This window comes from Nocardia sp. GP40 (genome assembly GCF_050434125.1).
GTDB lineage: Bacteria > Actinomycetota > Actinomycetes > Mycobacteriales > Mycobacteriaceae > Nocardia > Nocardia albiluteola.
In genome coordinates, this window is record NZ_JBNPVW010000010.1 from 277,358 (window position 1) to 298,421 (window position 21,064).

At 67.5% G+C, this 21,064-nt stretch carries 21 protein-coding genes and 1 tRNA gene; 12 read left to right on the top strand and 10 right to left on the bottom strand.

Annotated elements, in window-relative coordinates:
* Position 1: 1 nt before the first annotated feature.
* Entirely contained in the window at positions 2-418 is a 417-nt protein-coding gene (locus tag ABH933_RS28775) for an ArsR/SmtB family transcription factor (RefSeq protein WP_429413263.1), read from the bottom strand.
* 236 nt (positions 419-654) lie between these two features.
* Between ABH933_RS28775 and ABH933_RS28780 the strand changes: the two genes are divergently transcribed.
* From ABH933_RS28780 to dnaG, 9 genes are all read left to right on the top strand, one after another.
* Complete coding sequence (locus ABH933_RS28780) at positions 655-2,046, top strand: glycine--tRNA ligase (protein ID WP_215917855.1); 1,392 nt, start codon at positions 655-657, stop codon at positions 2,044-2,046.
* Between the two features lie 107 nt (positions 2,047-2,153).
* Entirely contained in the window at positions 2,154-3,755 is a 1,602-nt protein-coding gene (locus ABH933_RS28785) for an MFS transporter (protein WP_429413265.1), read from the top strand.
* 134 nt (positions 3,756-3,889) lie between these two features.
* Positions 3,890-4,810 (top strand): NADP-dependent oxidoreductase, encoded by a 921-nt coding sequence (locus ABH933_RS28790; RefSeq protein WP_429413267.1) that lies wholly within the window; start codon positions 3,890-3,892, stop codon positions 4,808-4,810.
* 121 nt (positions 4,811-4,931) lie between these two features.
* On the top strand, positions 4,932-5,408 hold the full coding sequence (locus tag ABH933_RS28795) for a hypothetical protein (RefSeq protein WP_429413269.1): 477 nt from the start codon (positions 4,932-4,934) through the stop codon (positions 5,406-5,408).
* Positions 5,409-5,441: 33 nt separating this feature from the next.
* The gene (locus tag ABH933_RS28800; RefSeq protein ID WP_429413271.1) at positions 5,442-5,855 is read left to right on the top strand and encodes a VOC family protein; all 414 of its coding nucleotides are present in this window, start codon (positions 5,442-5,444) and stop codon (positions 5,853-5,855) included.
* An 11-nt stretch (positions 5,856-5,866) separates the two neighbouring features.
* Complete coding sequence (locus ABH933_RS28805; RefSeq protein WP_429413273.1) at positions 5,867-6,586, top strand: MBL fold metallo-hydrolase; 720 nt, start codon at positions 5,867-5,869, stop codon at positions 6,584-6,586.
* A 52-nt stretch (positions 6,587-6,638) separates the two neighbouring features.
* Positions 6,639-7,331, top strand: coding sequence for a YdcF family protein (locus tag ABH933_RS28810; protein WP_429413275.1), 693 nt, complete (start codon positions 6,639-6,641; stop codon positions 7,329-7,331).
* An 11-nt stretch (positions 7,332-7,342) separates the two neighbouring features.
* Positions 7,343-8,605, top strand: a complete 1,263-nt coding sequence (locus ABH933_RS28815) for a deoxyguanosinetriphosphate triphosphohydrolase (RefSeq protein WP_429413277.1) — start codon at positions 7,343-7,345, stop codon at positions 8,603-8,605.
* 91 nt (positions 8,606-8,696) lie between these two features.
* The gene (gene dnaG, locus ABH933_RS28820; RefSeq protein WP_429413279.1) at positions 8,697-10,583 is read left to right on the top strand and encodes a DNA primase; all 1,887 of its coding nucleotides are present in this window, start codon (positions 8,697-8,699) and stop codon (positions 10,581-10,583) included.
* A gap of 43 nt (positions 10,584-10,626) precedes the next feature.
* On the opposite strand, the gene ABH933_RS28825 is transcribed toward dnaG, so the two are convergent.
* Both ABH933_RS28825 and ABH933_RS28830 read right to left on the bottom strand, forming a co-directional pair.
* Complete coding sequence (locus ABH933_RS28825) at positions 10,627-10,872, bottom strand: hypothetical protein (RefSeq protein WP_215917864.1); 246 nt, start codon at positions 10,870-10,872, stop codon at positions 10,627-10,629.
* Between the two features lie 153 nt (positions 10,873-11,025).
* Positions 11,026-11,490, bottom strand: a complete 465-nt coding sequence (locus ABH933_RS28830; protein WP_215918475.1) for a PPOX class F420-dependent oxidoreductase — start codon at positions 11,488-11,490, stop codon at positions 11,026-11,028.
* A 144-nt stretch (positions 11,491-11,634) separates the two neighbouring features.
* Between ABH933_RS28830 and ABH933_RS28835 the strand changes: the two genes are divergently transcribed.
* Both ABH933_RS28835 and ABH933_RS28840 read left to right on the top strand, forming a co-directional pair.
* Entirely contained in the window at positions 11,635-13,527 is a 1,893-nt protein-coding gene (locus tag ABH933_RS28835; RefSeq protein WP_429413282.1) for a cutinase family protein, read from the top strand.
* 168 nt (positions 13,528-13,695) lie between these two features.
* Complete coding sequence (locus ABH933_RS28840; RefSeq protein ID WP_429413284.1) at positions 13,696-14,244, top strand: YaeQ family protein; 549 nt, start codon at positions 13,696-13,698, stop codon at positions 14,242-14,244.
* A 7-nt stretch (positions 14,245-14,251) separates the two neighbouring features.
* Here the strand turns inward: ABH933_RS28840 and ABH933_RS28845 are convergent, their stop codons facing one another.
* From ABH933_RS28845 to ABH933_RS28855, 3 genes are all read right to left on the bottom strand, one after another.
* Positions 14,252-15,271 (bottom strand): alpha/beta hydrolase, encoded by a 1,020-nt coding sequence (locus ABH933_RS28845; RefSeq protein WP_429413286.1) that lies wholly within the window; start codon positions 15,269-15,271, stop codon positions 14,252-14,254.
* Between the two features lie 214 nt (positions 15,272-15,485).
* Positions 15,486-15,962 carry an N-acetyltransferase family protein gene (locus ABH933_RS28850; protein WP_429413288.1) on the bottom strand — a complete coding sequence of 159 codons (477 nt, stop codon included), beginning with the start codon at positions 15,960-15,962 and terminating at the stop codon, positions 15,486-15,488.
* 48 nt (positions 15,963-16,010) lie between these two features.
* Positions 16,011-16,517, bottom strand: a complete 507-nt coding sequence (locus tag ABH933_RS28855; protein ID WP_429413290.1) for a pyridoxamine 5'-phosphate oxidase family protein — start codon at positions 16,515-16,517, stop codon at positions 16,011-16,013.
* Positions 16,518-16,915: 398 nt separating this feature from the next.
* Between ABH933_RS28855 and ABH933_RS28860 the strand changes: the two genes are divergently transcribed.
* Positions 16,916-16,988, top strand: a tRNA-Asn gene (locus tag ABH933_RS28860).
* A 99-nt stretch (positions 16,989-17,087) separates the two neighbouring features.
* On the opposite strand, the gene ABH933_RS28865 is transcribed toward ABH933_RS28860, so the two are convergent.
* The 4 genes from ABH933_RS28865 to ABH933_RS28880 form a co-directional block, all read right to left on the bottom strand.
* Entirely contained in the window at positions 17,088-18,383 is a 1,296-nt protein-coding gene (locus tag ABH933_RS28865; RefSeq protein WP_429413292.1) for a tyrosine-type recombinase/integrase, read from the bottom strand.
* A gap of 28 nt (positions 18,384-18,411) precedes the next feature.
* Positions 18,412-18,843: a helix-turn-helix domain-containing protein gene (locus tag ABH933_RS28870; RefSeq protein WP_429413294.1), complete on the bottom strand. Its 432-nt coding sequence runs from the start codon at positions 18,841-18,843 to the stop codon at positions 18,412-18,414.
* Positions 18,844-19,282: 439 nt separating this feature from the next.
* Positions 19,283-20,185 (bottom strand): TRM11 family SAM-dependent methyltransferase, encoded by a 903-nt coding sequence (locus ABH933_RS28875; RefSeq protein WP_429413296.1) that lies wholly within the window; start codon positions 20,183-20,185, stop codon positions 19,283-19,285.
* An 80-nt stretch (positions 20,186-20,265) separates the two neighbouring features.
* Positions 20,266-20,898 carry a hypothetical protein gene (locus tag ABH933_RS28880; protein WP_429413298.1) on the bottom strand — a complete coding sequence of 211 codons (633 nt, stop codon included), beginning with the start codon at positions 20,896-20,898 and terminating at the stop codon, positions 20,266-20,268.
* Positions 20,899-21,064 lie beyond the last annotated feature (166 nt).

The following is a 21,064-nucleotide window of genomic DNA, read 5'->3' on the forward strand; positions in this document are numbered from 1 at the left end:
CTCACCCCTCCTCGGCGTGTGCGACCGCATCGACGACGATGCGGGCCAGATGGTCGTCGACCAGCTCGTAGATCACCTCGCGGCCGGTGCGCTCGCCACGGACCACCCCGGCCGACTTCAGAATCCGCAGATGCTGGCTGACCAGAGGCTGCGTCACCCCCAGGGTATCTACCAGCTCGTGCACGCAGCGCGGGGACTCCCGCAGCTGCAGCACGATGGCGATCCGCACCGGCGCGGCCAGCGCGCGCAGCAGCTCGCCGGCGTTGTCCAGTACCGGTCGCGAGGGGACGGCGGGCGCGGCGGGTGCGCGATACGGGTACGGATCGTGCGGGATCGGGGCGGGCGCCTCCACCGCGACACGGCTGCGGCGTGCGGGGGTGCCGGCGTCGTGCGTGGGGGTGCCACTATCGGCGGTCATCGGGTACCAACTCCTTATCGGAAACCGATGCCATTATTGATATGCATAGTTGCGCATGTCAACCGCCGCTGGTCAGTGTGTTGCAGTGCGGACGCCGGGGCCTGGGCTGTGATTGGGAAGGCCGAGACCGGAACCGACCGCAGGGCGCCGCGGATACTGCTTGGACCGCTCCACCAGCGTCCCGATACCCTGGAGCGAATCACTGTTTCCACTCATCCAGAGGGAGAGCTTCAGTCGTGGCACCCAAGTCGAAGGTCGACACCGTCGCCAATCTCGCCAAGCGCCGGGGTCTGGTCTACCCGAGCGGCGAGATCTACGGAGGCACCAGGTCGGCGTGGGACTACGGCCCGCTGGGCGTGGAGCTCAAGGAGAACATCAAGCGCCAGTGGTGGCGGTCCATGGTCACCAGCCGCGACGACGTGGTCGGCCTGGATTCGTCGATCATCCTGCCGCGCCCGGTGTGGGTCGCCTCCGGCCACGTCACCGTGTTCAACGATCCGCTGGTGGAATGCCTGAACTGCCACAAGCGGCACCGGCAGGACCACCTGCAGGAGGCGTACGCGGAGAAGCACAAGATCGACGACCCGGACACGGTCTCGATGGAACTCGTGTCCTGCCCCGACTGCGGCACCGTCGGCAAGTGGACCGAGCCGCGCGATTTCAACATGATGCTCAAGACCTACCTGGGCCCGATCGAGTCCGAAGAGGGCCTGCACTACCTGCGGCCCGAGACCGCGCAGGGCATCTTCGTGAACTACAAGAACGTGGAGACCACCGCGCGCCGCAAGCCGCCGTTCGGTATCGCGCAGATCGGCAAGAGCTTCCGCAACGAGATCACCCCCGGCAACTTCATCTTCCGCACCCGCGAGTTCGAGCAGATGGAGATGGAGTTCTTCGTCAAGCCCGGCGAGGACGAGAAGTGGCACCAGTACTGGATCGACACCCGGCTGGCCTGGTACACCGACCTGGGCATCGACCCGGAGAACCTGCGCCTGTACGAGCACCCCAAGGAAAAGCTCTCGCACTACGCCGCGCGCACCGTCGACATCGAGTACCGCTTCCACTTCCAGGGCAGCGAGTGGGGTGAGCTCGAGGGCCTGGCCAACCGCACCGATTTCGACCTGAAGACCCATTCGGAGCATTCGGGTGTCGATCTGAGCTTCTACGACCAGAATACCGGCGAGCGCTACATCCCGTACGTGATCGAGCCTGCGGCCGGTCTGACCCGCTCGCTGATGGCCTTCCTCATCGATGCCTACACCGAGGACGAGGCGCCGAATGCCAAGGGCGTCATGGAAAAACGCACCGTGTTGCGCCTGGATCGCCGCCTGGCCCCGGTGAAGGCCGCGGTACTTCCGTTGTCGCGCAATGCCGATCTGTCGCCCAAGGCCAAAGACCTTGCCGCGCAACTGCGTCGGAACTGGAACATCGACTTCGACGATGCGGGCGCCATCGGCCGCCGCTACCGCCGCCAGGACGAGATCGGTACCCCGTTCTGTGTCACCGTCGACTTCGACACGCTCGAGGATCAGGCGGTGACGGTGCGCGAGCGGGATTCGATGACCCAGGAGCGCATCGCGCTGGACAAGGTCGAGGGATATCTGGCCCAGCGGCTGATCGGAGCCTGATTTTCCCAGTTGGGAGGGGTCTCGACCATCGGGATTGCCTGATACGCCGGGGTAGAGGTTTGTGACACGTTTCACAGATCTGTTAGCTCTATCTCGGAGGCGCGCACATGGCCACCACCTCTGTCGAGCCCGTCGGCGATCCGACGGGCCGACTCGACCACGCAACGAAGACCCGGATATTCGCCACGCTCGTGGTGATCGTCGTATTCACCGAGGTCGCACCGTTGCAGTACACGATGATCTCGGCGGCGTTGCAGAAGATCGCGCCGTCGTTTCCCGCCGAGGGGGCCAATATCAACTGGTCGATCATCGTCTTCGGCCTCGTCGGTGCGGCCGCCTCGCCGTTGCTCGGCAAGATGAGCGATGTCTGGGGCAAGAAGCGGATGTTCCTGGTCTGCGGCGCCCTGTTCGTCGTGGGCTGCGTCATGGACGCGGTGGTGCACAGCTGGGCACTGTTCCTCGTCGGGCGCGGCCTGCAGGCGCTGGCCATCGCCACCCAGGTGATCGCCTACGGTCTGATCCGCGACCTGATGCCCCGCCGCTACGTCCCCCTGGGCCTGGGCATCACCGCCACCGGTCTCGGGGTATCGGCGATCGTGGCCCCGCTGGTCGGCGGCTATCTGGTCGACAACTACAGCTGGCGGGCGATCTTCTGGTTCCTGGCTGGATTCACCATTGTGGTCGCGCCGTTCGTGATGGTGATCGTCCCCGAATCGAAGCTGCGGGTGCGCGAGCGTATCGACGTCGTCGGCGCGGTGCTGCTGTCGGCGGGCGCGACGCTCACGCTGATCTACCTGGACAAGGGCCAGGACTGGGGCTGGGGTAGGCCGCTGACGCTGGCTTGGCTGATCGGCGGGCTCGCGCTGCTGGTGTTGTTCGTGGTCATCGAGCGGCGCGCGACCCATCCGATCATGGATATGGGGCTGCTGTTCCACCCGCGGGTGAGCCTGGTGCTGCTCGCGGCGCTGTTCGGATCGTTCATGATCGGGGTGCAGTCCTATGCCATCGGCTATATGACCCAGACGCCGAAAGCCGACGTCGTCGCGGCCGGGGTGCAGGAGGCCACGCTGGCCAAGATCGCGCAGCAGACCGGGCATCCGTTGCCCGCGGCGGCGGTACAGGTGCATGTGAATCCGGGCTACAGCTACGGCAACGGATTCACGCTGCTGCAGTACGCCGTGCACGTCGCGCTGCTGCAGGCGATCATCGCGATGGTCTGCGGCGCGCTGGGCGGCATGCTGGCGCGCAAGGTGGGGCCGCGGCTGCCGCTGGTCGGTGCGCTGACGGTCTTCGTCGGTAGCGGGATCGCGTTCGCGCTGTTGCCGCACACGTGGGTGATCTTCCTGATCATCAGCGCGGTCTTCGGGATCGGGTTCGGCTTCTTCTACGCCGCCGCGCCGATCCTCATCGTCGAGGGCGTTCCGCAGGAGCAGCAGGGCATCAGCGTGGGCATGTCGGGCGTCATGCAGAGCATGGGCACCGCGGTCGGGCTGGCCATCATCACCGCATTCCTCAACGCGAGCCCGGTGCAGGCCGATATCAGCGTCGGCGGGCATCACGTGTCCACCAGCGTGATCCCGGACGTGTTCACCGACCGCGGCTACAATCTCGGTTTCTGGACCGCGGTCGTCGCGGCGGCGATAGCCCTCGGGGTCGCGTTGATCATGCGCCACGGGCGCACCCCGGCCACCGGTGGTGCCGCACACTGAATCGGCATGTCGGCGCCATGTCTCGCGCGGCGGCGAAATTCCGTGTGCCGAGCGGAAATATCGGCCCGGGTAGTGATGTTTCGGAATGCCGTAGACAGTCACCAGCACGGTCGTTCGCACGAAAGGAGCGAGTCATGGCGCAGGCAGTGAAGTTCGATCGGTATGGCGAGATCGACGTTCTGAAGGTGGTCGAGGTGCCCGAGCCGGTGGCGGGGGCGGGGCAGGTGGTCGTGGGCGTCGTCGCGGCCGGGATCAATCCGGGTGAGACCAAGATCCGCACCGGATGGCTGCACGACCGCTGGCCCGCCACGTTCCCGTCCGGGCAGGGTAGCGATTTCGCCGGCCGGGTGGTCGCCGTCGGCCCCGACGTCAGCGGGATCGCCGTCGGGGACGAGGTGGTCGGATTCAGCGAGGAGCGCTCCAGCCATGCGACGCACGTGGTCGTGCCGGTGGAGCAGGTCGCAGCCAAGCCTGCGGGGCTGTCCTGGGACGTGGCCGGATCGCTGTTCGTCGCGGGTACGACGGCCTATGCGGCGGCGCGCTCGGTGAGTCCGGAGGCTGGTGACACGATTGCCGTATCGGGGGCGGCGGGTGGCGTGGGTTCGCTTGTGGTGCAACTGCTTCGCGCTCGCGGGGTGACGGTGCTGGGCATCGCCGGGCCCGGCAACCACGAATGGCTGCGGTCGGTGGGCGCGATCCCGGTGGCGTACGGCGAGGGCCTTGCCGAGCGGCTGCGCGCCGCGGCGCCCGACGGTATCGATGCCTTCATCGACACCCACGGCGACGGCTATGTCGCGCTCGCCATCGATCTCGGCGTGAAACCCGAGCGCATCGACACCATCATCGATTTTCCGGCGGTCGAGAAGTACGGCGTCAAGGTCGAGGGCAACGCCAACGCCAACACCATCGACGTCGTGTCCGAACTGGCCGACCTCGCCGCGACCGGCGCCCTGGAGGTCCCCATTGCCGCCACCTACCCGCTCGCCGAGGTCCGCGCGGCCTTTACCGAGCTGGAGGCGGGTCACGCCCACGGCAAGATCGTCCTGCATCCCTGACGACGGCCGAAATCCGCGAGGAGCTGTACCACCCGCCGGGAGCGCAGTATCGTGTGCGGGCGAAAGTTAGTGCCGCACGGGGAAATCGGTGCGATGCGGTGGGTACGGCGAGGGAGATGTGGTGATCTCTGCGCGGATTTCGCGCAATCGAATCGACCGGTTGCTCCGATTCTGGGTGGCTGTCGCCGCGCTCGGCGGATCCGTGGCATTCGGAGCGGCGGCGGTGTCGGCCTTCGATATTCACGCCTGGGTGCCAGGTGCGCTCTGCCTACTCCTCGCCGCGCCCTGCGCGCTGATCGTGGTGCTGAACATCGTCGTCGAGGCGGCGGGTTACGCCCTGGGCTGGGTCCGTGCGCTCGGCGCGGTGCTGGCGCTGCCGCTGCGGATGATTCCCGGCGGACGGCGATGGATCGAACGATTGTCCTTGCGGCGCAACGTATCCTGGGACATGCCGACCGACCGATATAGTCCCCCTGGGGATTTCGGTGCTGCCCGTCCCGCGCTGTACCCCCGCGCGAGATATGCCCTGCCGGAACACCGGAACGGCCGGCTCGTCGTCGCGAGCCGGCCGCGGGGGCAACACAACACACGGCCCTAGCGGGTACGGGTACGGGAGCGTAGCTTCGCGGGCGTGCATTTGACTCAGATTCGGCTGATCGTCAGCGACTTCGCGGGCAGCGTCTCCTTCTACCGGGACGTCGTGGGCCTCACGCCGCAGCTCGAGAATCCCGAACCACCCTATGCGGCCTTCAAGCCCGAACTGGGCAGCAGCCTGTGCCTGCACGAGCGTACCGATCTCGATGCCATGCTCGGCGGGGTGCTGCGTCCGGGGCACGGCGATACCGCCCTGATCTCGCTGCGCGTCGACGATGTGGACGCTTATATCACCGAGATTCGTGCCCGTGGCGCCGAGATCACGACGGGGCCAGTCGAATTCGGCGGCCGCATCCGCTGCGCGTACCTGCGCGACCCGGAAGGCAATCTGGTCGAGATACAGCAGTGGCTCGTGACCCGGTCCGGTGAGCCGGTGCCGCCCGCGAGCTGAGTGCCGGAACGATGCGGCCGTCGCGGGATGCCGGCGCCGGTGGTTACGATCGAGACGTGATTACGCTGGACGCATACACCGGCCATGTCTCGCCGGGGTCGAATCCGCAGCGACGCGAGGTGCCGGGTGCGCGCATCGTCAAGATGTCGGTCGGCCCGATGGACAACAACAGCTACCTGGTGCAGGACACGGCCACCGGGGCGACGCTGCTGATCGATGCGGCGAACGAGGCCGAACGCCTGCTCGAGCTCGTCGGCCAGGAGGTGAACGGGCCGCTCGCGCTGATCATCACCACCCATCAGCATCCCGATCACTGGCTGGCCCTGCAGAAGGTCGCCGGCGCGACGGCGGCCCCTACCGCCGCCCACGAGTTCGACGCCGGGCCGCTGCCGGTCGCACCGGGCCGGCTGCTCGCCGACGGCGATACGGTCCAGGTCGGTGAACTCACCCTCGAGGCGATCCACCTGCGCGGCCACACCCCGGGCTCGGTGGCCCTCGCGCTCACCGACGGCGCCGGGCACACGCACCTGTTCACCGGTGATTCGCTGTTCCCCGGGGGCGTGGGCCGCACCAACTCGCCGGAGGAGTTCACCACCCTCTACGGCGACGTCACGGGCAAGCTGTTCGACCGCTATCCCGACGGCACCGTCGTCTACCCCGGCCACGGCGACGACACCACCCTCGGCGCCGAGCGGCCGCACCTGGACGAATGGCGCGAGCGGGGCTGGTGACCGAAGGCGACGCCGCAACCTCGGCGTGATCGAACCCTGGCACACTCGGGGAATGTCCTGGGCCCCGACTCGTCCCGCACCGCCCGGCGCCGCCGCGGTTCCCACCCGCCCCCGCGGATCCTCCTCCGGCCGCTGGGTGCTCAGGGCCCTCGCGGGCGGCCTGCTGGTGGCGCTGGTGCTGGTCCTGGGTACCGCCGCGCGGGTCTGGCAGGTGGCGCGGATCGACGACGATACCCATGCCGACGCGATCGTGGTGCTGGGCGCCGCGCAATACGACGGCACCCCCTCCTCGGTGTTCGCCGCCCGGCTCGGCCAGGCATCTCGGTTGTACGACAAGGGCATTGCGCCGCTGGTGATCACGGTGGGCGGCAAGCGCCCCGGAGACGAGTACACCGAGGCCGCCGCCGGAAAGAACTATCTGGCGGGCGAGGGGGTGCCCGCGGATCGGGTGCTGGCCGTGGAGACCGGCTCGGACACGCTCGAGAGCATCGATGCCGTCGCCGCGGCAATGCGCGCCCGCGACCTGTCCTCGGTGGTGCTGGTGAGCGACCCGTGGCATTCGATGCGCACCCGGACGATGGCGCGCGACGCGGGCCTGCGCGCGTGGACCTCGCCGACCCGCACCGGCCCCGCCGTCTACACCCGCGAGTCGCAGTTCCACGGCATCGCCCGCGAGACCGCCGCGCTGCTCTGGTACAAGCTGACGCATTTCCCCGCCGACTTCAAATACACCGCGGAGCAGTGAGTGTCGAGACGATGACCGAGTATTCGGAGCTCGATCGGGAGCGCATGGTGGTCGAGTCGGCCAAGACCGCCGGCCTGAGCTGGGCTCCGATTCCCGAGCGGCGCAGCGACTTCGCCCGCGATCGCGCCCGGGTGCTGCATTCGGCGGCGCTGCGGCGCCTGGCCGACAAGACGCAGGTGATGGGCCCGCGCGACGGCGACACCCCACGCACCCGGCTCACTCATTCCCTCGAGGTCGCCCAGATCGGCCGCAGCATCGCCGAGGGACTGGGCTGCGATCCGGATCTGGTGGATCTGGCGGGGCTGGCGCACGATATCGGCCATCCGCCCTACGGCCACAACGGCGAACAGGCCTTGGACGAATTCGCCTCCGCCTATGGTGGTTTCGAGGGCAACGCGCAGAATCTGCGCATTCTGACCAGGCTCGAGCCGAAGGTGTTCGGACCGGACGAGCCCGGGCGGGCCCCGGAGAGCTTCGGGCTCAACCTGACTCGTGCGGCGTTGGACGCGACCATCAAATACCCCTGGGGCAGAACGGATTCCGAGCGCAAGTTCGGCGCCTACGAACCGGACCTGGAGCGCCTGAGCTGGGTTCGCAAGGACGCCCCCGAGCGGCGGCAGAGCCTGGAGTCCCAGGTGATGGACTGGTCCGACGACGTCGCCTATTCGGTGCACGACGTCGAGGACGGGGTCATCGCCGGCCGCATCGACCTGCGGGCGCTGGCGGACCCCGCCGAACAGCGCGCCCTGGCCGAGCTCGGGCACGCCCAGCACCGCAACATGTCCGGCGACGATCTGATCGCCGCGGCCCAGCGCCTGTCGGAGCTCCCGGTGATCGCCGCGGCCGCCGGCTACGACGGCACGCTACGCGCTTCGGTCGCGCTCAAGCGCCTCACCAGTGATCTGGTCGGCCGCTTCGCCACCGCCGCCGTGGAGGCCACCCGGCAGGCGTGGGGCGGCCGGCGCCTGACCCGCTACGGCGCCGATCTGGAGGTGCCGCCCGTCGTCGCGGCCGAGGTCGCGATGCTCAAGACGGTCGCGCTGCGCTACGTGATGTCCGACGTGGAGCACAACAAGCGCCAGGCCGCCCAGCGCGAGCGCGTCCGGGCGGTCGCCGAGTATCTGCTCGCCACGGCACCGAACGGCCTGGACCCGGTGCTGCTGCCCTGGTGGGAGGAGGCCCACGACGATGCCGCCCGCATCCGCGTCATCGCCGACCAGATCGCCTCGTACACCGAGAGCAGGCTGGAACGAGTGGCCACCGCCATCGGATAGTGCTGCGTCAGGCACCGCATGTACGGTGAAATCGCGGGAGGCGGAGGAGCACACTGAAATCGCGGAGAGGCGGGACGGCTAGACTCGGTCCGTGGCTGGCAGACTCCCCGATCGCGATATCGCGGCAATTCGTGAACGCGTGCGCATCGAGGACGTCGTGGGGGAGTACGTCGCGCTCAAGCGGGCCGGTGCGGATTCGGTCAAGGGGTTGTGCCCGTTCCACGACGAGAAGAGCCCCTCGTTCCACGTGCGGCCCAATCACGGCCTGTTCCACTGCTTCGGCTGCGGTGAGGGCGGCGACGTCTTCGCCTTCCTGCAGAAGATCGATCATGTCGGATTCGTGGAGGCCGTCGAGCAGATGGCCGACCGGATCGGCTATCGGATCAACTACGAGGGCGGCGGCACCTCGGTGCAGCGCGATCGCGGCACCCGCACCCGGCTGGTGGCCGCGAACGCGGCCGCGCACGAGTTCTACATGGCGCAGCTGGCCACCGCGGAGGCGGGCGCCGCGCGCAAATACCTCACCGACCGCAACTTCGACGACGAGGCCGCCCGCACCTTCGGCTGTGGTTACGCGCCCGGCGGCTGGGACACCCTGACCAAACACCTGCAGCGCAAGGGTTTCGACGTCAAGGAGCTCGAGGCCGCGGGCCTGTCCAAGCCGGGCCGGCGCGGGCCCATCGACCGGTTCCACCGGCGGCTGCTGTGGCCGATCCGCAACCTGAGCGGGGAGGTCATCGGCTTCGGTGCGCGGCGGCTGTTCGACGACGACCAGATGACCGCCAAGTACATCAATACGCCGGAAACGGTGCTGTACAAGAAGTCTCAGGTGCTGTTCGGCCTGGACATGGCCAAGCGGGAGATCGCCAAGAGTCATCAGGCGGTGGTCGTCGAGGGCTATACCGACGTGATGGCGATGCACCTGGCGGGCGTGAAGACCGCGGTCGCCTCCTGCGGTACCGCCTTCGGCGACGAGCACCTGAGCATGCTGCGCCGGCTGCTGCTGGACGACAACTTCTGGCGCGGGGAGATCATCTACACCTTCGACGGCGACGCGGCCGGTCAGGCCGCGGCGCTCAAGGCGTTCTCCGGTGATCAGAAGCTGGCCGGGCAGACCTTCATCGCCGTCGCCCCCGACGGGCAGGACCCGTGTGAGCTGCGTCAGCGCTCCGGCGACGGCTCGGTGCGCGATTTGGTCGCGCGCCGGATTCCGTTGTACGAGTTCGTGATCCGCGGCCTGCTGGCCGACCACAACCTGGAGACCCCCGAGGGACAGGTGGAGGCGCTGCGCCGTGGCGTGCCGGTGGTGGCGCAGATCAAGGACTATGCGCTGCGCAAGGCCTATGCCACCAAGCTGGCCGGCTGGGTGGGCTGGGACGACATCCAGCTGGTGGTGCGCCGGGTGGGCGACGAGGCCAAGCGGAACCGGGCCGGTGGTCCCCAGCGTGAAACCGCCTCCCCGGCAGCGGTTTCCGAGAACGTCGCGGCGCATCCGGCCCCGAACGATCCGGTGCTGCTGCCGCAGCGGCAGGCGCTGGCGGCGGCATTGCAGTATCCGGCGATGGCCGGGCCGATGTTCGACGCGCTGGAGCGCGAGGCGTTCTCGCATCCGACCTACGCGGCGGTGCGTACCGCCATCGCCGAGGCCGGCGGGATCGCCGCGGGCCTGGGCGGCGCCGAATGGGTGGCGCGGGTCGCCGACCACACCGACGATCTGACGCTGCGCGCGCTGGTCAGCGAGGTGGCCGCTGAGCCGTTGCCGGTGAAGTCGGCCGATGACATCCAGCGGTTCGTCACGGCCGTCATTGCCCGCACCCAGGAGGCGTGGGTGGGGCGGCAGGTGGCCGAGCTGAAATCGAAGCTGCAGCGCATCTCCTCGACCGAGCAGGCCGAGGCGTACATGGCGCTCTTCGGTGATGTCGTCGCGCTGGAGCAGTACCGCAAGAGCCTGCAGGCGCAGGCGATGGGGGCGGTGTAGGGGACCGCGGCCGCGGGCCGGACGGGGTGTGAGCGGGATCTGCTCAGCGACGTAGCTGATCCTGCGGGACCATGATCGTCGTGCGCTCGTCGAGCGGCTCCATGGGCTCCAGCTTGGGCTGGGTGCTGAGCTTGTCCGACAGCTTCTGCCGGCCGACGAGAACGAGCTTGCGGGTGACCGGGCTCGCCGCCAGGGCGCGCGTGGTCTTGGTGATCTGCTCGTAGCGGGCCCGCCCGGCCTTCGAGCCGAGTACGTACCCGGCAGCCACGCCGATGATCAACCGCAGCATATTCTCGAGCTCCCTCCAATGACCTGTCCGCGCGCTACATCCTGCCCGACACCCGGCCCGGCTGTCGATCCGGGTGTTCGGCTCGGGCACCACAATGCCAGAGGGGTACGACATGTCGCCGCGAATGCCGTTGCCGCGGCGCCGGACGCGCGGTCAGGATTCGGCGAGCTGCGGGGGAAAGCCGCCGGTGGCGACGGGGCCCCACCGCTCGATGTGGATGCGGATCAGCGACTTGTCCTGGCGCGCCATGGCCTCTCGGTATTCGTCCCAGTCCGGGTGCTCGCCGGAGATGCAGCGGAAGTATTCGACGAGTCCGTCCAGGGCCTCGGGCATGTCGAGCACCTCGGCCCGGCCGTCGACCTGCACGTAGGGACCGTTCCAGTCGTCGGACAGCACGCAGATCGAGACCCGGGGGTCGCGGCGGGCGTTGACCGCCTTGGCGCGCGCCGGGTAGGTCGAGACCACAAGGCAGCCGTCCGACGCGAGTCCGCAGGTCACCGGCGAGAGTTGCGGGCTGCCGTCGGCCCGGGAGGTCTGCAGCACGGCGCGGTGCCGCGGGCGCAGGAACTCCAGCAGGGCGTCGTGCTCGACGCGGTCGGCGGTGGCGATACGGGGCATCGGTGATCCTCTCGGGTGGGCGGCGGGACATGGTTGTTTGTTCCATCTTGTAACACCGATCGCTCCGGCGACGACTTCTCCGGTGGTGCATGGTCCTCGGGGGGACCGGTTCCGACACTCGTCACTTCGGATATGGGATCGGGCATGGCTTTCAATTTCTCGGCTTGTCGGGATTTCGTGGTGCGGCACCGTATTGCCGCGGCGGTTGCGGCCCCGGTGGCGCTGGGTGCGGCGGCGGTCGTCGCCGTTGCGGTGCTTCCCGCAAACGCTCCGCGAACCGACGCCACACGGCTCACGGCATCGGTGACCGAATGCCACGACATGGTGACCATCTCGGTCGCCGGGCGCAACGACAGCCCCAACGCGAGCACGACGAAGATGCTGCTCGGGGCCGATGGCAAGCCGCTGCCCGCGGCGCTGTCGGACGACTACCACAGCACCTGGGAGGATCCGGTCGTCAACGCGCCCAAGAGCGCGGTCGTCCCGGGCAACTACGCCGCGGTGTACATCGCGTACCCGGCGAACATGAGCACGTACGAGGACGCGGTGAACACCGGCGTCGCCAACACCGAGAGCGTGATGGAGCAGATCCGCCAGGCCTGCCCCGCGACGAAATTCGCGATCGTCGGCTACAGCGAGGGCGCCGACGTGGCGCGCCGCGTCGCGATGCAGATCGGCAATCAGACCGCGCCGCAGAACGGTACGTACGGCATCGTCGACCCGAAGAACGTCACCGGTGTCGTCATCCTCGCAGACAACGGCCGCTCGGTGGGGGAGGCGCCGTTCCCCGGCGCGCAGAATCCCTACAGCAACCCCGACGGCTTCGATACGAAGTATCAGACCGGGGTCACGCCGATCTCCGGGCAGGGCGCCATGCAGGACAACAGCGGCGGGTTCGGCGCGCTGAGCGGCCGGGTCGCCTCGTTCTGCTCCGAGGGCGATCTGACGTGTGCTGCGCCCCAGAATATTTCGCTGCTGCAGCTGGCCGCGAACGTCGGCAGGCAGCTGAATGTCGATGCGCTGCAGAACAACGGGCTCACCCCGGCGACCGGGCAGGACGTGGCCGTCACCCTGGCCAAGATCGGCTTCAACGCCTTCCAGTACATCCAGTCGCAGCCGAACTGGATGGCGAGCAACGAAACCCTGCTCCAGGTGCTGATCAAGGTCTCCGATCCGGAGTACAAGCCGGGCCAGCAGACGACGGATCCGGCTCCCGCGCAGAACATTTCGAGCAATCAGCTGGAGCCGCTGGCCTATCTGCCGCAGAAGGTGTTCAACGAGATCGTCGGCGACATCGTGACCAATCAGAACACCATCCCGGTGCTCCTGAGCGATCCGTATCAGCTCACCCTGGGGCCCAACGGAACCGGCCACCATTTCGACTACTGGCGCGACTCCAACCCCGCCGACGGTAAGCCCCTGACCTCGGCGCAGTACGCCGCCGCCTGGCTCACCCACCTGGCCCAGCAGGCCCAGTCGGGTCAGAAGGTCGACCCGACCTCGGCGGTGCAGGCGCAGGACGTCGCCGCGGTGAACAAGGACGTGGCCGATACGAAGGCCACCGACGCGCGGAACGCCTCCACGCCGACGACGATGACGGTGACCGCACCCGCGAAGCCGACGACAACGACGAGCCCGGGCGCTACGACGACGGCCACGACGACGACCAGCCCGGCCCCGACTACGACGACAACATCGAACGCGAGCCCGACGACCACAACGACCTCGACGACGGCTCCGACAACGACGAGTCCGTCGTCGACCACGACGACGCCCACCGCGTCACCGACCACGACGAAGCCCGCCGCGTCGACGACCACCAAGCCTGCCCCGGCGCAGGCCATCGCCAGAACCCCGGCCGGGCAACTCCCGGCCACCGAGTCGTCGACCCAAACCCCCAGCACGACAACCAAATCGGCGCCGACCACGACCCCGGTGCCGACGACCGCGCCGGCTTCGGGCACCACCACGACCGGCGCCCGACCGACCGCGACGACGACCGAACCTCTTCCGCCGACGACAACCCCCGCCAACTGAATCACCGCGGGTCGTATCCCCGCGCGGCCTGGAATCGCTCGACCTCCGGGATCGCTCCGGCTCGTCGACTTCTTGCTCGGTCGGCCGGTCGTAGATCTCGCTGGGCGTGTCGTCCGGTGGGCTTCCGGAAACCAGGTCCTACGACATGGCGGCTAAACTGCTGCACCCATGGCTCTCAGTGCAACCCTGTACACCTTCACCGTCCAGCTGGCCGACGTGGATCGCGGGGTCTATGAGGATCTGGAATTGCGGTTGGCGCGCCATCCTTCCGAGACGGCCGAGTTCATGGTGACGCGCCTTCTGGCCTACTGCCTGGAGTACCGGGACGGAATCGCGTTCAGCGACGGCGGCGTCTCCTCCACCGACGAGCCCGCGGTGCTGGTGCGCGACCTGACGGGGCGCGTGACCGACTGGATCGAGGTCGGTGCGCCGGATGCGGACCGGCTGCACCGCGCCGCCAAGCTGGCCGACGGGGTCGCGATCTATACGCACCGCGAGCCGGCCAAGGTGCTGGCGCCGCTCACCGGCAAGCGCATCCACCGCGCCGAGGAGATCCCGCTCTACGCCTTCGAACGCGCCGCCATCGACACCGCCGTGGCGGCCCTGGATCGCCGCAACACCGCCGGGCTGTCGGTTACCGAACGCCAGCTCTACCTGACCCTGAACGGTGCCGATGTGAGCACCCCGATAACCGAACACCGGATTCCCGGCGCCTGATTCCCGATCAGGCGATGCCGAGCCCGCTGGCCAAGGTCGGCCAGGAATCGTGCAGGGGCGCTTGCCAATACGGCCAGGAGTGGGTTCCGACCGGATAGAACTTCACCGTGGACGGGATGTTCTCGACGTGCAGTTCGGCATCGAAGGCGAGGGTGCAGTCGTGCGCGCCCTTCTCGATCGCCACGGCCTGCGCCTCGGTGGTCGGCCAGGCCCACGACGGGTCGAAGGTGTTGTCCGCGGGTCCCGGTATGCCCGAGGCCACCGAGACGAACAGCGGCTTGCCCCGGAGCGGGCCGGTGTGCAGGACGACGTCGTGCGCGGCCCACTGCGGATTGAGCTCGATGCCCCACATGTTGTCCGGATTGCCGCCACGCTCGATCACCGCGGCCCGCACGTACGCCTGCCCGATGCTGCCGGTGAACAGGCAGCCGCTGTAGGAGCCGACCGCGCGATACAGCGATGGGTTCCGGAAGGCCAGCGCCATCGCGGCCTGGCCGCCCATCGACACCCCGGCCACCGCGTCGACGCCGTTGCCGTGGAAGGTGCCGTCCATCAGCGGCGGAAGTTCCTGTGTCAGAAAGGTTTCCCACTGGTTGTGACCGAGCTTGGGATCGTCGCGCAGCCAGTTGGTGTAGAAGGTGCCGCCGCCGCCCACCGGCATCACGACGGTCACCGGCTTGTTCGAAAAGAAGTTCACCGCATCGGTTTTCAGCGTCCATGTGCTCTGCCCCTCGGACGCGTCCGCGCCGTTGCCGTCGAGCAGGTAGAGCGTCGGATGCGGGGTGGTGGCGGCCGCGGGCAGCAGCACATCCAGCTGCACCACGCGCTGCAGGGCCGGGGACTGCACGTACACCTCCAGCCACCGGTCGGTGCGCTTGACGATGTGGTCGATCGTGGCCTGCGCCGCGGCCATCGGCGGCGCCACCACCAGCAGGGCGAGCATGGCGAACACGGTTCCCGTGATCGTCAGCGCCCGGCGCAGCAGTGCCCGCTGGTGCAGCAGGCGGTCTCTCGCGCCGCGGGTCATCCGAAAACGGTGTGGTGCTGAGAGATTCGAAGCCATGCCTGTCCTGTATCTCGAAAACGTCTGCCGGGGTGGCACTTTACGTTGTTTCGGTCGGGTCGGCGCGCCACGAGGGCCCGGACTTCAGGTCGGTTTCATCCCCTAAGGGGCCCGGCGGTCCGCGCGGGTTGCTCGTAAGTATCCGGGGCAGCTTATCCGGCACCGCGGTCGGTGACCGTCATGCTGTCGGGCAGGGAGTGTCGGGGAGGGGCCTCTTGAATCCGATGTGTGTCGGTTCGAAGCCGAGCCGTTCGTAGAACCGGTGCGCCTCGGTGCGGCTCGCGTCCGAGGTCAATTGCACCAGCACGCAACCGCGTTCGTGGGCGCGCCCGACACATTCCTCGATCAGCCTCGTGCCCAGCCCGCTGCCGCGCACCCCGCTCGCGACCCGCACGGCCTCAATCTGCCCGCGCATCGGGCCGCGCCGCGACAATCCGGCCAGGAAGCTCACCTGCGCCGTCCCGACGACCCGCCCCGCCTGCTCGGCCACCAGCAGCAACTGCTTGCCGTCGCCGTCGATGTCACGGAACGCGGACTCGTACGGTTCCAGATCCGACACCGATTCACGCGCGCTACCCAGCGGATCGTCGGCGAGCATGGTCACGATCTCCGGCAGGTCGGCAGCCGTCGCGCGGCGAAAGATGATCTCGTTCATTCGTCGATGACATCACGTCGGAGCCCCCGCTGAATACCGTTTCAGGGGTCAGTCCGACGCCTCGGAGTCCCACAGGTGCGACATCATCACCGGATACCGAACCGGTCGTACCTCGGTGAAGGTGATGTCGCGGACATGAGTGAAATCCGACCACAGCAGCCTGCCGCCCTTCAGCAGCCGCATCGGCCGGACCCGCCGCCGGACCAGCTCGAGCTCGGCGGTGGTCGCGGGACGCCGCGCGGACGCGGTCCCGTACAGCCGAACCCCGGGCGGCGCGCCGAAGCGCCCGGCCAGCAGCGAGCGGAACCAGAACAGCGATCCGCTGTCGACCGCCATCAGGCACATCCGCGGCTCGGCATCCAGATTGCGGGCGAGCGCATCGGTGTATTGATCGAAGTAATAGCCGGTGTGATCCTCACGCAGAAACAGCGTCCCCACCGGCGTGACGTTGGGCATCCCATCCGCACCCACCGACGCGATAGCGAAATGCCCGGTCGACCGTTGCGCCCGCGCCACAACCCGCCGAACCTGCTCCCAGTGCCCCTCGACGTTCACCGCCCACCCCTGCGCATGCCTTCGATCCAGCCCAAACCCGTACGTGCGCAAGGGATACCGCTTCCCGTGTGTCGCATGTATCGCAGGCTAACAGCGCCTCGGTCAGCACGCACCGCCCTTCGGCAACTCGTCGTTGCCCAGGACCACCTCCGGGCAATGTCTCGCAGGTTTCGATCGGCATTGGTGTGAATCTCATCACGAATGCGCGAACCGAGCCTTCGTTTCGATCCACGCCGACGCCGCCAACGTCCGTCACACGCCGAAGAACCACCCCGCAACCTCGCCGGACGAACCTCCCCGAGGCGCTTGTATCCCCAGGTAAACACGCGATTTTGGCCGACGGCGACCAATGCGCTAAAGTTTCTCCTCGGCCCGCCCGATAGGACGAGCCGGGACAATCCCCTATAGCTCAATTGGCAGAGCAGCCGACTGTTAATCGGCAGGTTTCTGGTTCGAGTCCAGATGGGGGAGCACAAAAATGCAGGTCAGGCCCGGTCGATCGACCGGGCCTGACCTGTCATTATGGGGGTTGACCAAACCTACACCAAACTATGCGGTCGCGACCGTGTGTCAGTAGGCCAGGCCCAGCCCCTTCTCCAGCAGGGCCGACGAATCCGGTGCCTGCTCCGGGGATGCTATGTAGTGGCGTTCCGTGACAACATCTCGGGAGTGCCCAAGCTGCTTCGCGGCGGTTTTGGAGTCCGCTGCCTCAGCGATCAGCGTGGCGACTGTCTTCCGGAACGTGTACTGCGTGACATCCTTGTACAGCGTGCCACGTGCGGCACGCCACGTGCGGTTGAAGTTGTTTGGTTCGCGCAGAACTCCGCCTCGGCCGGGAAACACGAGAGGTACTTCGTCGTCAACTTCCACCGCGGTGCTGCCGACCTGACGAAGCGACTGCACCTTGCACATCTGCTGGGGTTTCGGGGCGGCTTGCAGCCGTTTCAGCATGCTTGTGGTGAAGTCCGGTAGGGCGACGACCCGATGCCCGGCATCGGATTTGGCCCACTCCTGTCGGAACAGGCCCTTGCCTTTGATCCTGACGATGGTTGCCGACACGGTGAATGTTGCTGGCATCGCCTGGAGATCGAACTGGTCCCAAGAAGCGGCAAGGGCCTCCCCGGGGCGCACTCCCGAGCCGAGAATTAGATCGGCTACGTCCAGCACGAGGGGATCGCGTTTCGGCCCGTGGGTGTGGGCGGGGGTGCCGGGGATCTTGTTGCCCGCCAACCATTCTCGAAGCTGGCTACGGAGACCGTTCAAACGATCCCGGTCGATGATCTGCGGCGGGGTCTTTCGGCTGCGCATGCGGGAGGTCTCACGGACGGGATTTTCGGGAAGAGCGCCGTATCGGACGGCTAGTCCCATGATCCCGGCCAGAATGACCTTGTGTGCGCGGGCCTTCGATTTCAGTCCGCTATCGACGATGGACTGGATATGTTCGTCGAGTCGGCCCGTATCCGCTTCCCACACACGAAGATTGCCCAATGCGGGGCGCAGTTTGATCGTGGCCTTGCTTGCGCGCTTGTCGTCGCTGGCATTGATCTCGCCCCTGTACCGGTCGTACGACTGCGGGGCTACTCCTTCGTCCCGTTTCACCTCCTCGAGCCACATGTCCATCAAGATCGAGAGACGAGTGTCCCGGGTGACCTTGCCGCGTGTGCGGCCCTTGTACTGTTTCTGACGGGCCACCAGTTTCTTTCGCAGCGCTGCCTTGGACTTACTCTTTGTCGGCCCATAGGCATCTACGAGGCGTCCCTTTCCGTCGTAGTCACGGAAGGTGGCCCAAGCCCTCCAATTCCCGTCTTGCTGTTCCTTGGTGCCGATATCGCCGTAACTGCCAAGTTCGGTGCCTGGTCTTGGCACTTTTGTTCTCCTTCCTTTTCGGGTGCGCTCAAGCGGCTTTAGGCTGCTGGCTGGTGTGCACTATGTGGGCCTCGAGATAGTCGTCCAGGTCGGCGAGCCGGTACATGCATGAGTTGCCGGACGGCTTCGAGTAGCGGGGGCCGTGCCCTTTGGCGGCCCAGTTCGCAAGGGTGCGAGGGTGAACGCCCATGTATTTTCCCGCTTCTACTCGTGTTAGCCAGGGTTTACCAGTGTGGCCACCGAACAAATCCGCACCTGCCGAATGTACGTGGCGTTGGTGCGATGAAGGTGGCTCTGCCGGTTCAGGTTTCATCGTCTTTACTCCTAAACTTGGCGCTTTCGATGTTCCGGATACGAACTTTGCTGCCGGTTTCACATTTAGCTCAGGTTCCGAACTTAGGTTGGAATATTTTTCTCGAGGTAGGTTTGCGTCATCGCCGGGATTCGATTCGTCGTACATCTCCTGGGTGTGCGTTGAATTCGATATTTTCTGGAATTTCAGCGCGGACCGTTATGAACGCTCCGTACACCCGAATCTGTCAAGCGGATGTCTTTTGCTGCGTCGCCGCCAAATTATCTGCCCTGCTCGGTACCCCCGGGTTTCGGGTAATGGGCTGACATGTCCAGCGGCCGTTCTGGGGTACCGCAACGCGCCACCGAACCCAGCCCGGGGTATGTCCACCCAGTAACCCCGGGGCGGGTTGGCGTGCAGGGCCGCTGGGGCCCGCCGGAAGAGATATGGGCACGGGTTCGGAATGTCTTGCATCGAACCCGGCCGCGATCTATCGGCTAGGCCGACCAGTCCTCGGTCCGATGTCCCGTCTCCGACGAGGGAACAATTTCCGGTATGGATTCGTGCTGAGAACGTTTGGCGTCGAACGCATTCCGGGATGCAGGTCTCAGGCGCGGAAGATCAGCACATCCTCGTGTGCGATCAGCGCCAGGGGCAGGCCCTGATCGCGGTTTTTCAGGACGAAGTCGCGCTGGAAGAAGCTGGAGTGCGCGACGATGTCGTTGTCGGTCAGCCGTCCCAGTAGGGCTACGGCGCGGTCGACGGGCACGAGCCCGGCGGTGGCGGCGCATGTGGTGAGTAGCGAGGGCAGGTCGACCAGTTCGGCGTGCTGGCGCCAGGGGCGGGCGGTGATCACCAGGTAGCCGCCGGGTTTGAGGTAGGCGGTGGCGGCGGTCAGGATGCGGGTGAAGCCGGACAGCAGGCGGGGCACGCCCAAATTGGCGAGGTTGCCGCGATCGAGGGTGTTGCCGTAGCGGTGGTTGCGTTTGTGGATGCCGTCCCCGGCCTTGAGCTTGACGTGCCCGTGGAGCGAGTCGCCGTAGGGGGGTGAGGTGATGATCAGGTCCACGGTGCCGCGCAGCTGCTCGGGTAGGACGGTGCGGAGTTTGCGGGCATCGCCGGTGTGCACCACGGCCTGGATGTGTTCTCCGTTGTCGGCGGCGGTGTGGGTGGCGAGGGTGAGGTTGTCGCGGGCGATCGCGGCCCAGCGGTCTTCGTATTCGACGCCGAGGGCGCGGCGGCCGGCGTGGACGGCCTCGACCAGCGTGGTGCCGATCCCGCACATGGGGTCCATCACCAAGTCGCCGGGATGGCTGTAGAGGTCGATGGCGTGGGCGGCGATGGCGGGCAGCATCTTGGCCGGGTGCGCCGAGGAGTCCCGGGTGTAGCGGTTCCCGCGCTGGGCGGCGGGGCTGGTTTGCGCGCACGCCCATACCGACACCGGCGTGGCGGTGGGGGTGCTCGGGGTGTGGCCGGGAGCAGTGTGCGCGGTGGGGTCGGGTGTGGTCATGGGACGGTGACCTTTCGGCGGGGTGGACGAGGCGTCGGGCGTGCTGGGGGTGGGCGGGGTCCGGTGGTGGGGGTCGGTGTTCATGCGGCGGTGTTCATGTCGTGGGGCTGGTAGAAGACCAGGACGTCCAGGTGCACCGGGTCGGTGTGGATCTCCCCGGTGTGATCGGCGTTGTCGCCGGGCCCGCTGTCGCGGCCCGGGCCGGTGGGGGTCGGGACGATCTGGGTGCGGTGTACGGGTGCGGCGATGAGGTGTTGCAGGTACAGCAGGTCGGTGTTCTGGGCTTGGTTGACGATGTCTGCGGAGGGGTCGTGGAACTTTCCGTCGGGGGTGCGGTGGGGGCGGGTCAGCACGACCAGCAAGCCTGCGGCGCGCAGCCGGGACGCGGCGATCTCCGCGAGCCGCCACGGCGGTAGCGCGTCGGTGCCGGGCAGGGCGCAGGCCACGATCAGGTCGGTGTCGGCGCCCCGGACGTGCCCGTGCGCGGGGACACGGTCCAGGTCCGCGACGAGGTGGTCGGCCTCGGCGGTGCGGGGTAGCAGCAGGACCCGGTGCCCGGGGGCGCTGTATTCCAGGAGCGCGCGGGACAGGACCCGGGGCGGCCACACGAGGGTGTGGTCGATGGGGGTGGGCCCGCACGCCCACAGGGTCGAGGTGATCGAGCCGGGCAGGGTGCGGGAACGGGACGGGCGCGCGGGGGTGCGTGCGGTCATCGGGGTGTACCTCGATTTCGGTCGGGGTGGGTGGTGAAGCACGGTTGCTTCTGCACAGGGACTCCCTCCCACACCCGGTTTCTGGACATCGCCCGCGAAAAATGCAAATAGCCACGACCCCGTACTCGGTGTACTCGGGCGCGGAGTCTTCGATGGGGAAATACCG

Excerpts from the sequence above, each read along its gene's own strand:
- ABH933_RS28775 (WP_429413263.1), bottom strand. The coding sequence starts at position 418 with ATGACCGCCGATAGTGGCACCCCCACGCACGACGCCGGCACCCCCGCA.
- ABH933_RS28785 (WP_429413265.1), top strand. The coding sequence starts at position 2,154 with ATGGCCACCACCTCTGTCGAGCCCGTCGGCGATCCGACGGGCCGACTC.
- ABH933_RS28790 (WP_429413267.1), top strand. The coding sequence starts at position 3,890 with ATGGCGCAGGCAGTGAAGTTCGATCGGTATGGCGAGATCGACGTTCTG.
- ABH933_RS28805 (WP_429413273.1), top strand. The coding sequence starts at position 5,867 with ATGCGGCCGTCGCGGGATGCCGGCGCCGGTGGTTACGATCGAGACGTG.
- ABH933_RS28810 (WP_429413275.1), top strand. The coding sequence starts at position 6,639 with ATGTCCTGGGCCCCGACTCGTCCCGCACCGCCCGGCGCCGCCGCGGTT.
- ABH933_RS28815 (WP_429413277.1), top strand. The coding sequence starts at position 7,343 with ATGACCGAGTATTCGGAGCTCGATCGGGAGCGCATGGTGGTCGAGTCG.
- ABH933_RS28825 (WP_215917864.1), bottom strand. The coding sequence starts at position 10,872 with ATGCTGCGGTTGATCATCGGCGTGGCTGCCGGGTACGTACTCGGCTCG.
- ABH933_RS28830 (WP_215918475.1), bottom strand. The coding sequence starts at position 11,490 with ATGCCCCGTATCGCCACCGCCGACCGCGTCGAGCACGACGCCCTGCTG.
- ABH933_RS28835 (WP_429413282.1), top strand. The coding sequence starts at position 11,635 with ATGGCTTTCAATTTCTCGGCTTGTCGGGATTTCGTGGTGCGGCACCGT.
- ABH933_RS28840 (WP_429413284.1), top strand. The coding sequence starts at position 13,696 with ATGGCTCTCAGTGCAACCCTGTACACCTTCACCGTCCAGCTGGCCGAC.
- ABH933_RS28845 (WP_429413286.1), bottom strand. The coding sequence starts at position 15,271 with ATGACCCGCGGCGCGAGAGACCGCCTGCTGCACCAGCGGGCACTGCTG.
- ABH933_RS28850 (WP_429413288.1), bottom strand. The coding sequence starts at position 15,962 with ATGAACGAGATCATCTTTCGCCGCGCGACGGCTGCCGACCTGCCGGAG.
- ABH933_RS28870 (WP_429413294.1), bottom strand. The coding sequence starts at position 18,843 with ATGTACGACGAATCGAATCCCGGCGATGACGCAAACCTACCTCGAGAA.
- ABH933_RS28875 (WP_429413296.1), bottom strand. The coding sequence starts at position 20,185 with ATGACCACACCCGACCCCACCGCGCACACTGCTCCCGGCCACACCCCG.
- ABH933_RS28880 (WP_429413298.1), bottom strand. The coding sequence starts at position 20,898 with ATGACCGCACGCACCCCCGCGCGCCCGTCCCGTTCCCGCACCCTGCCC.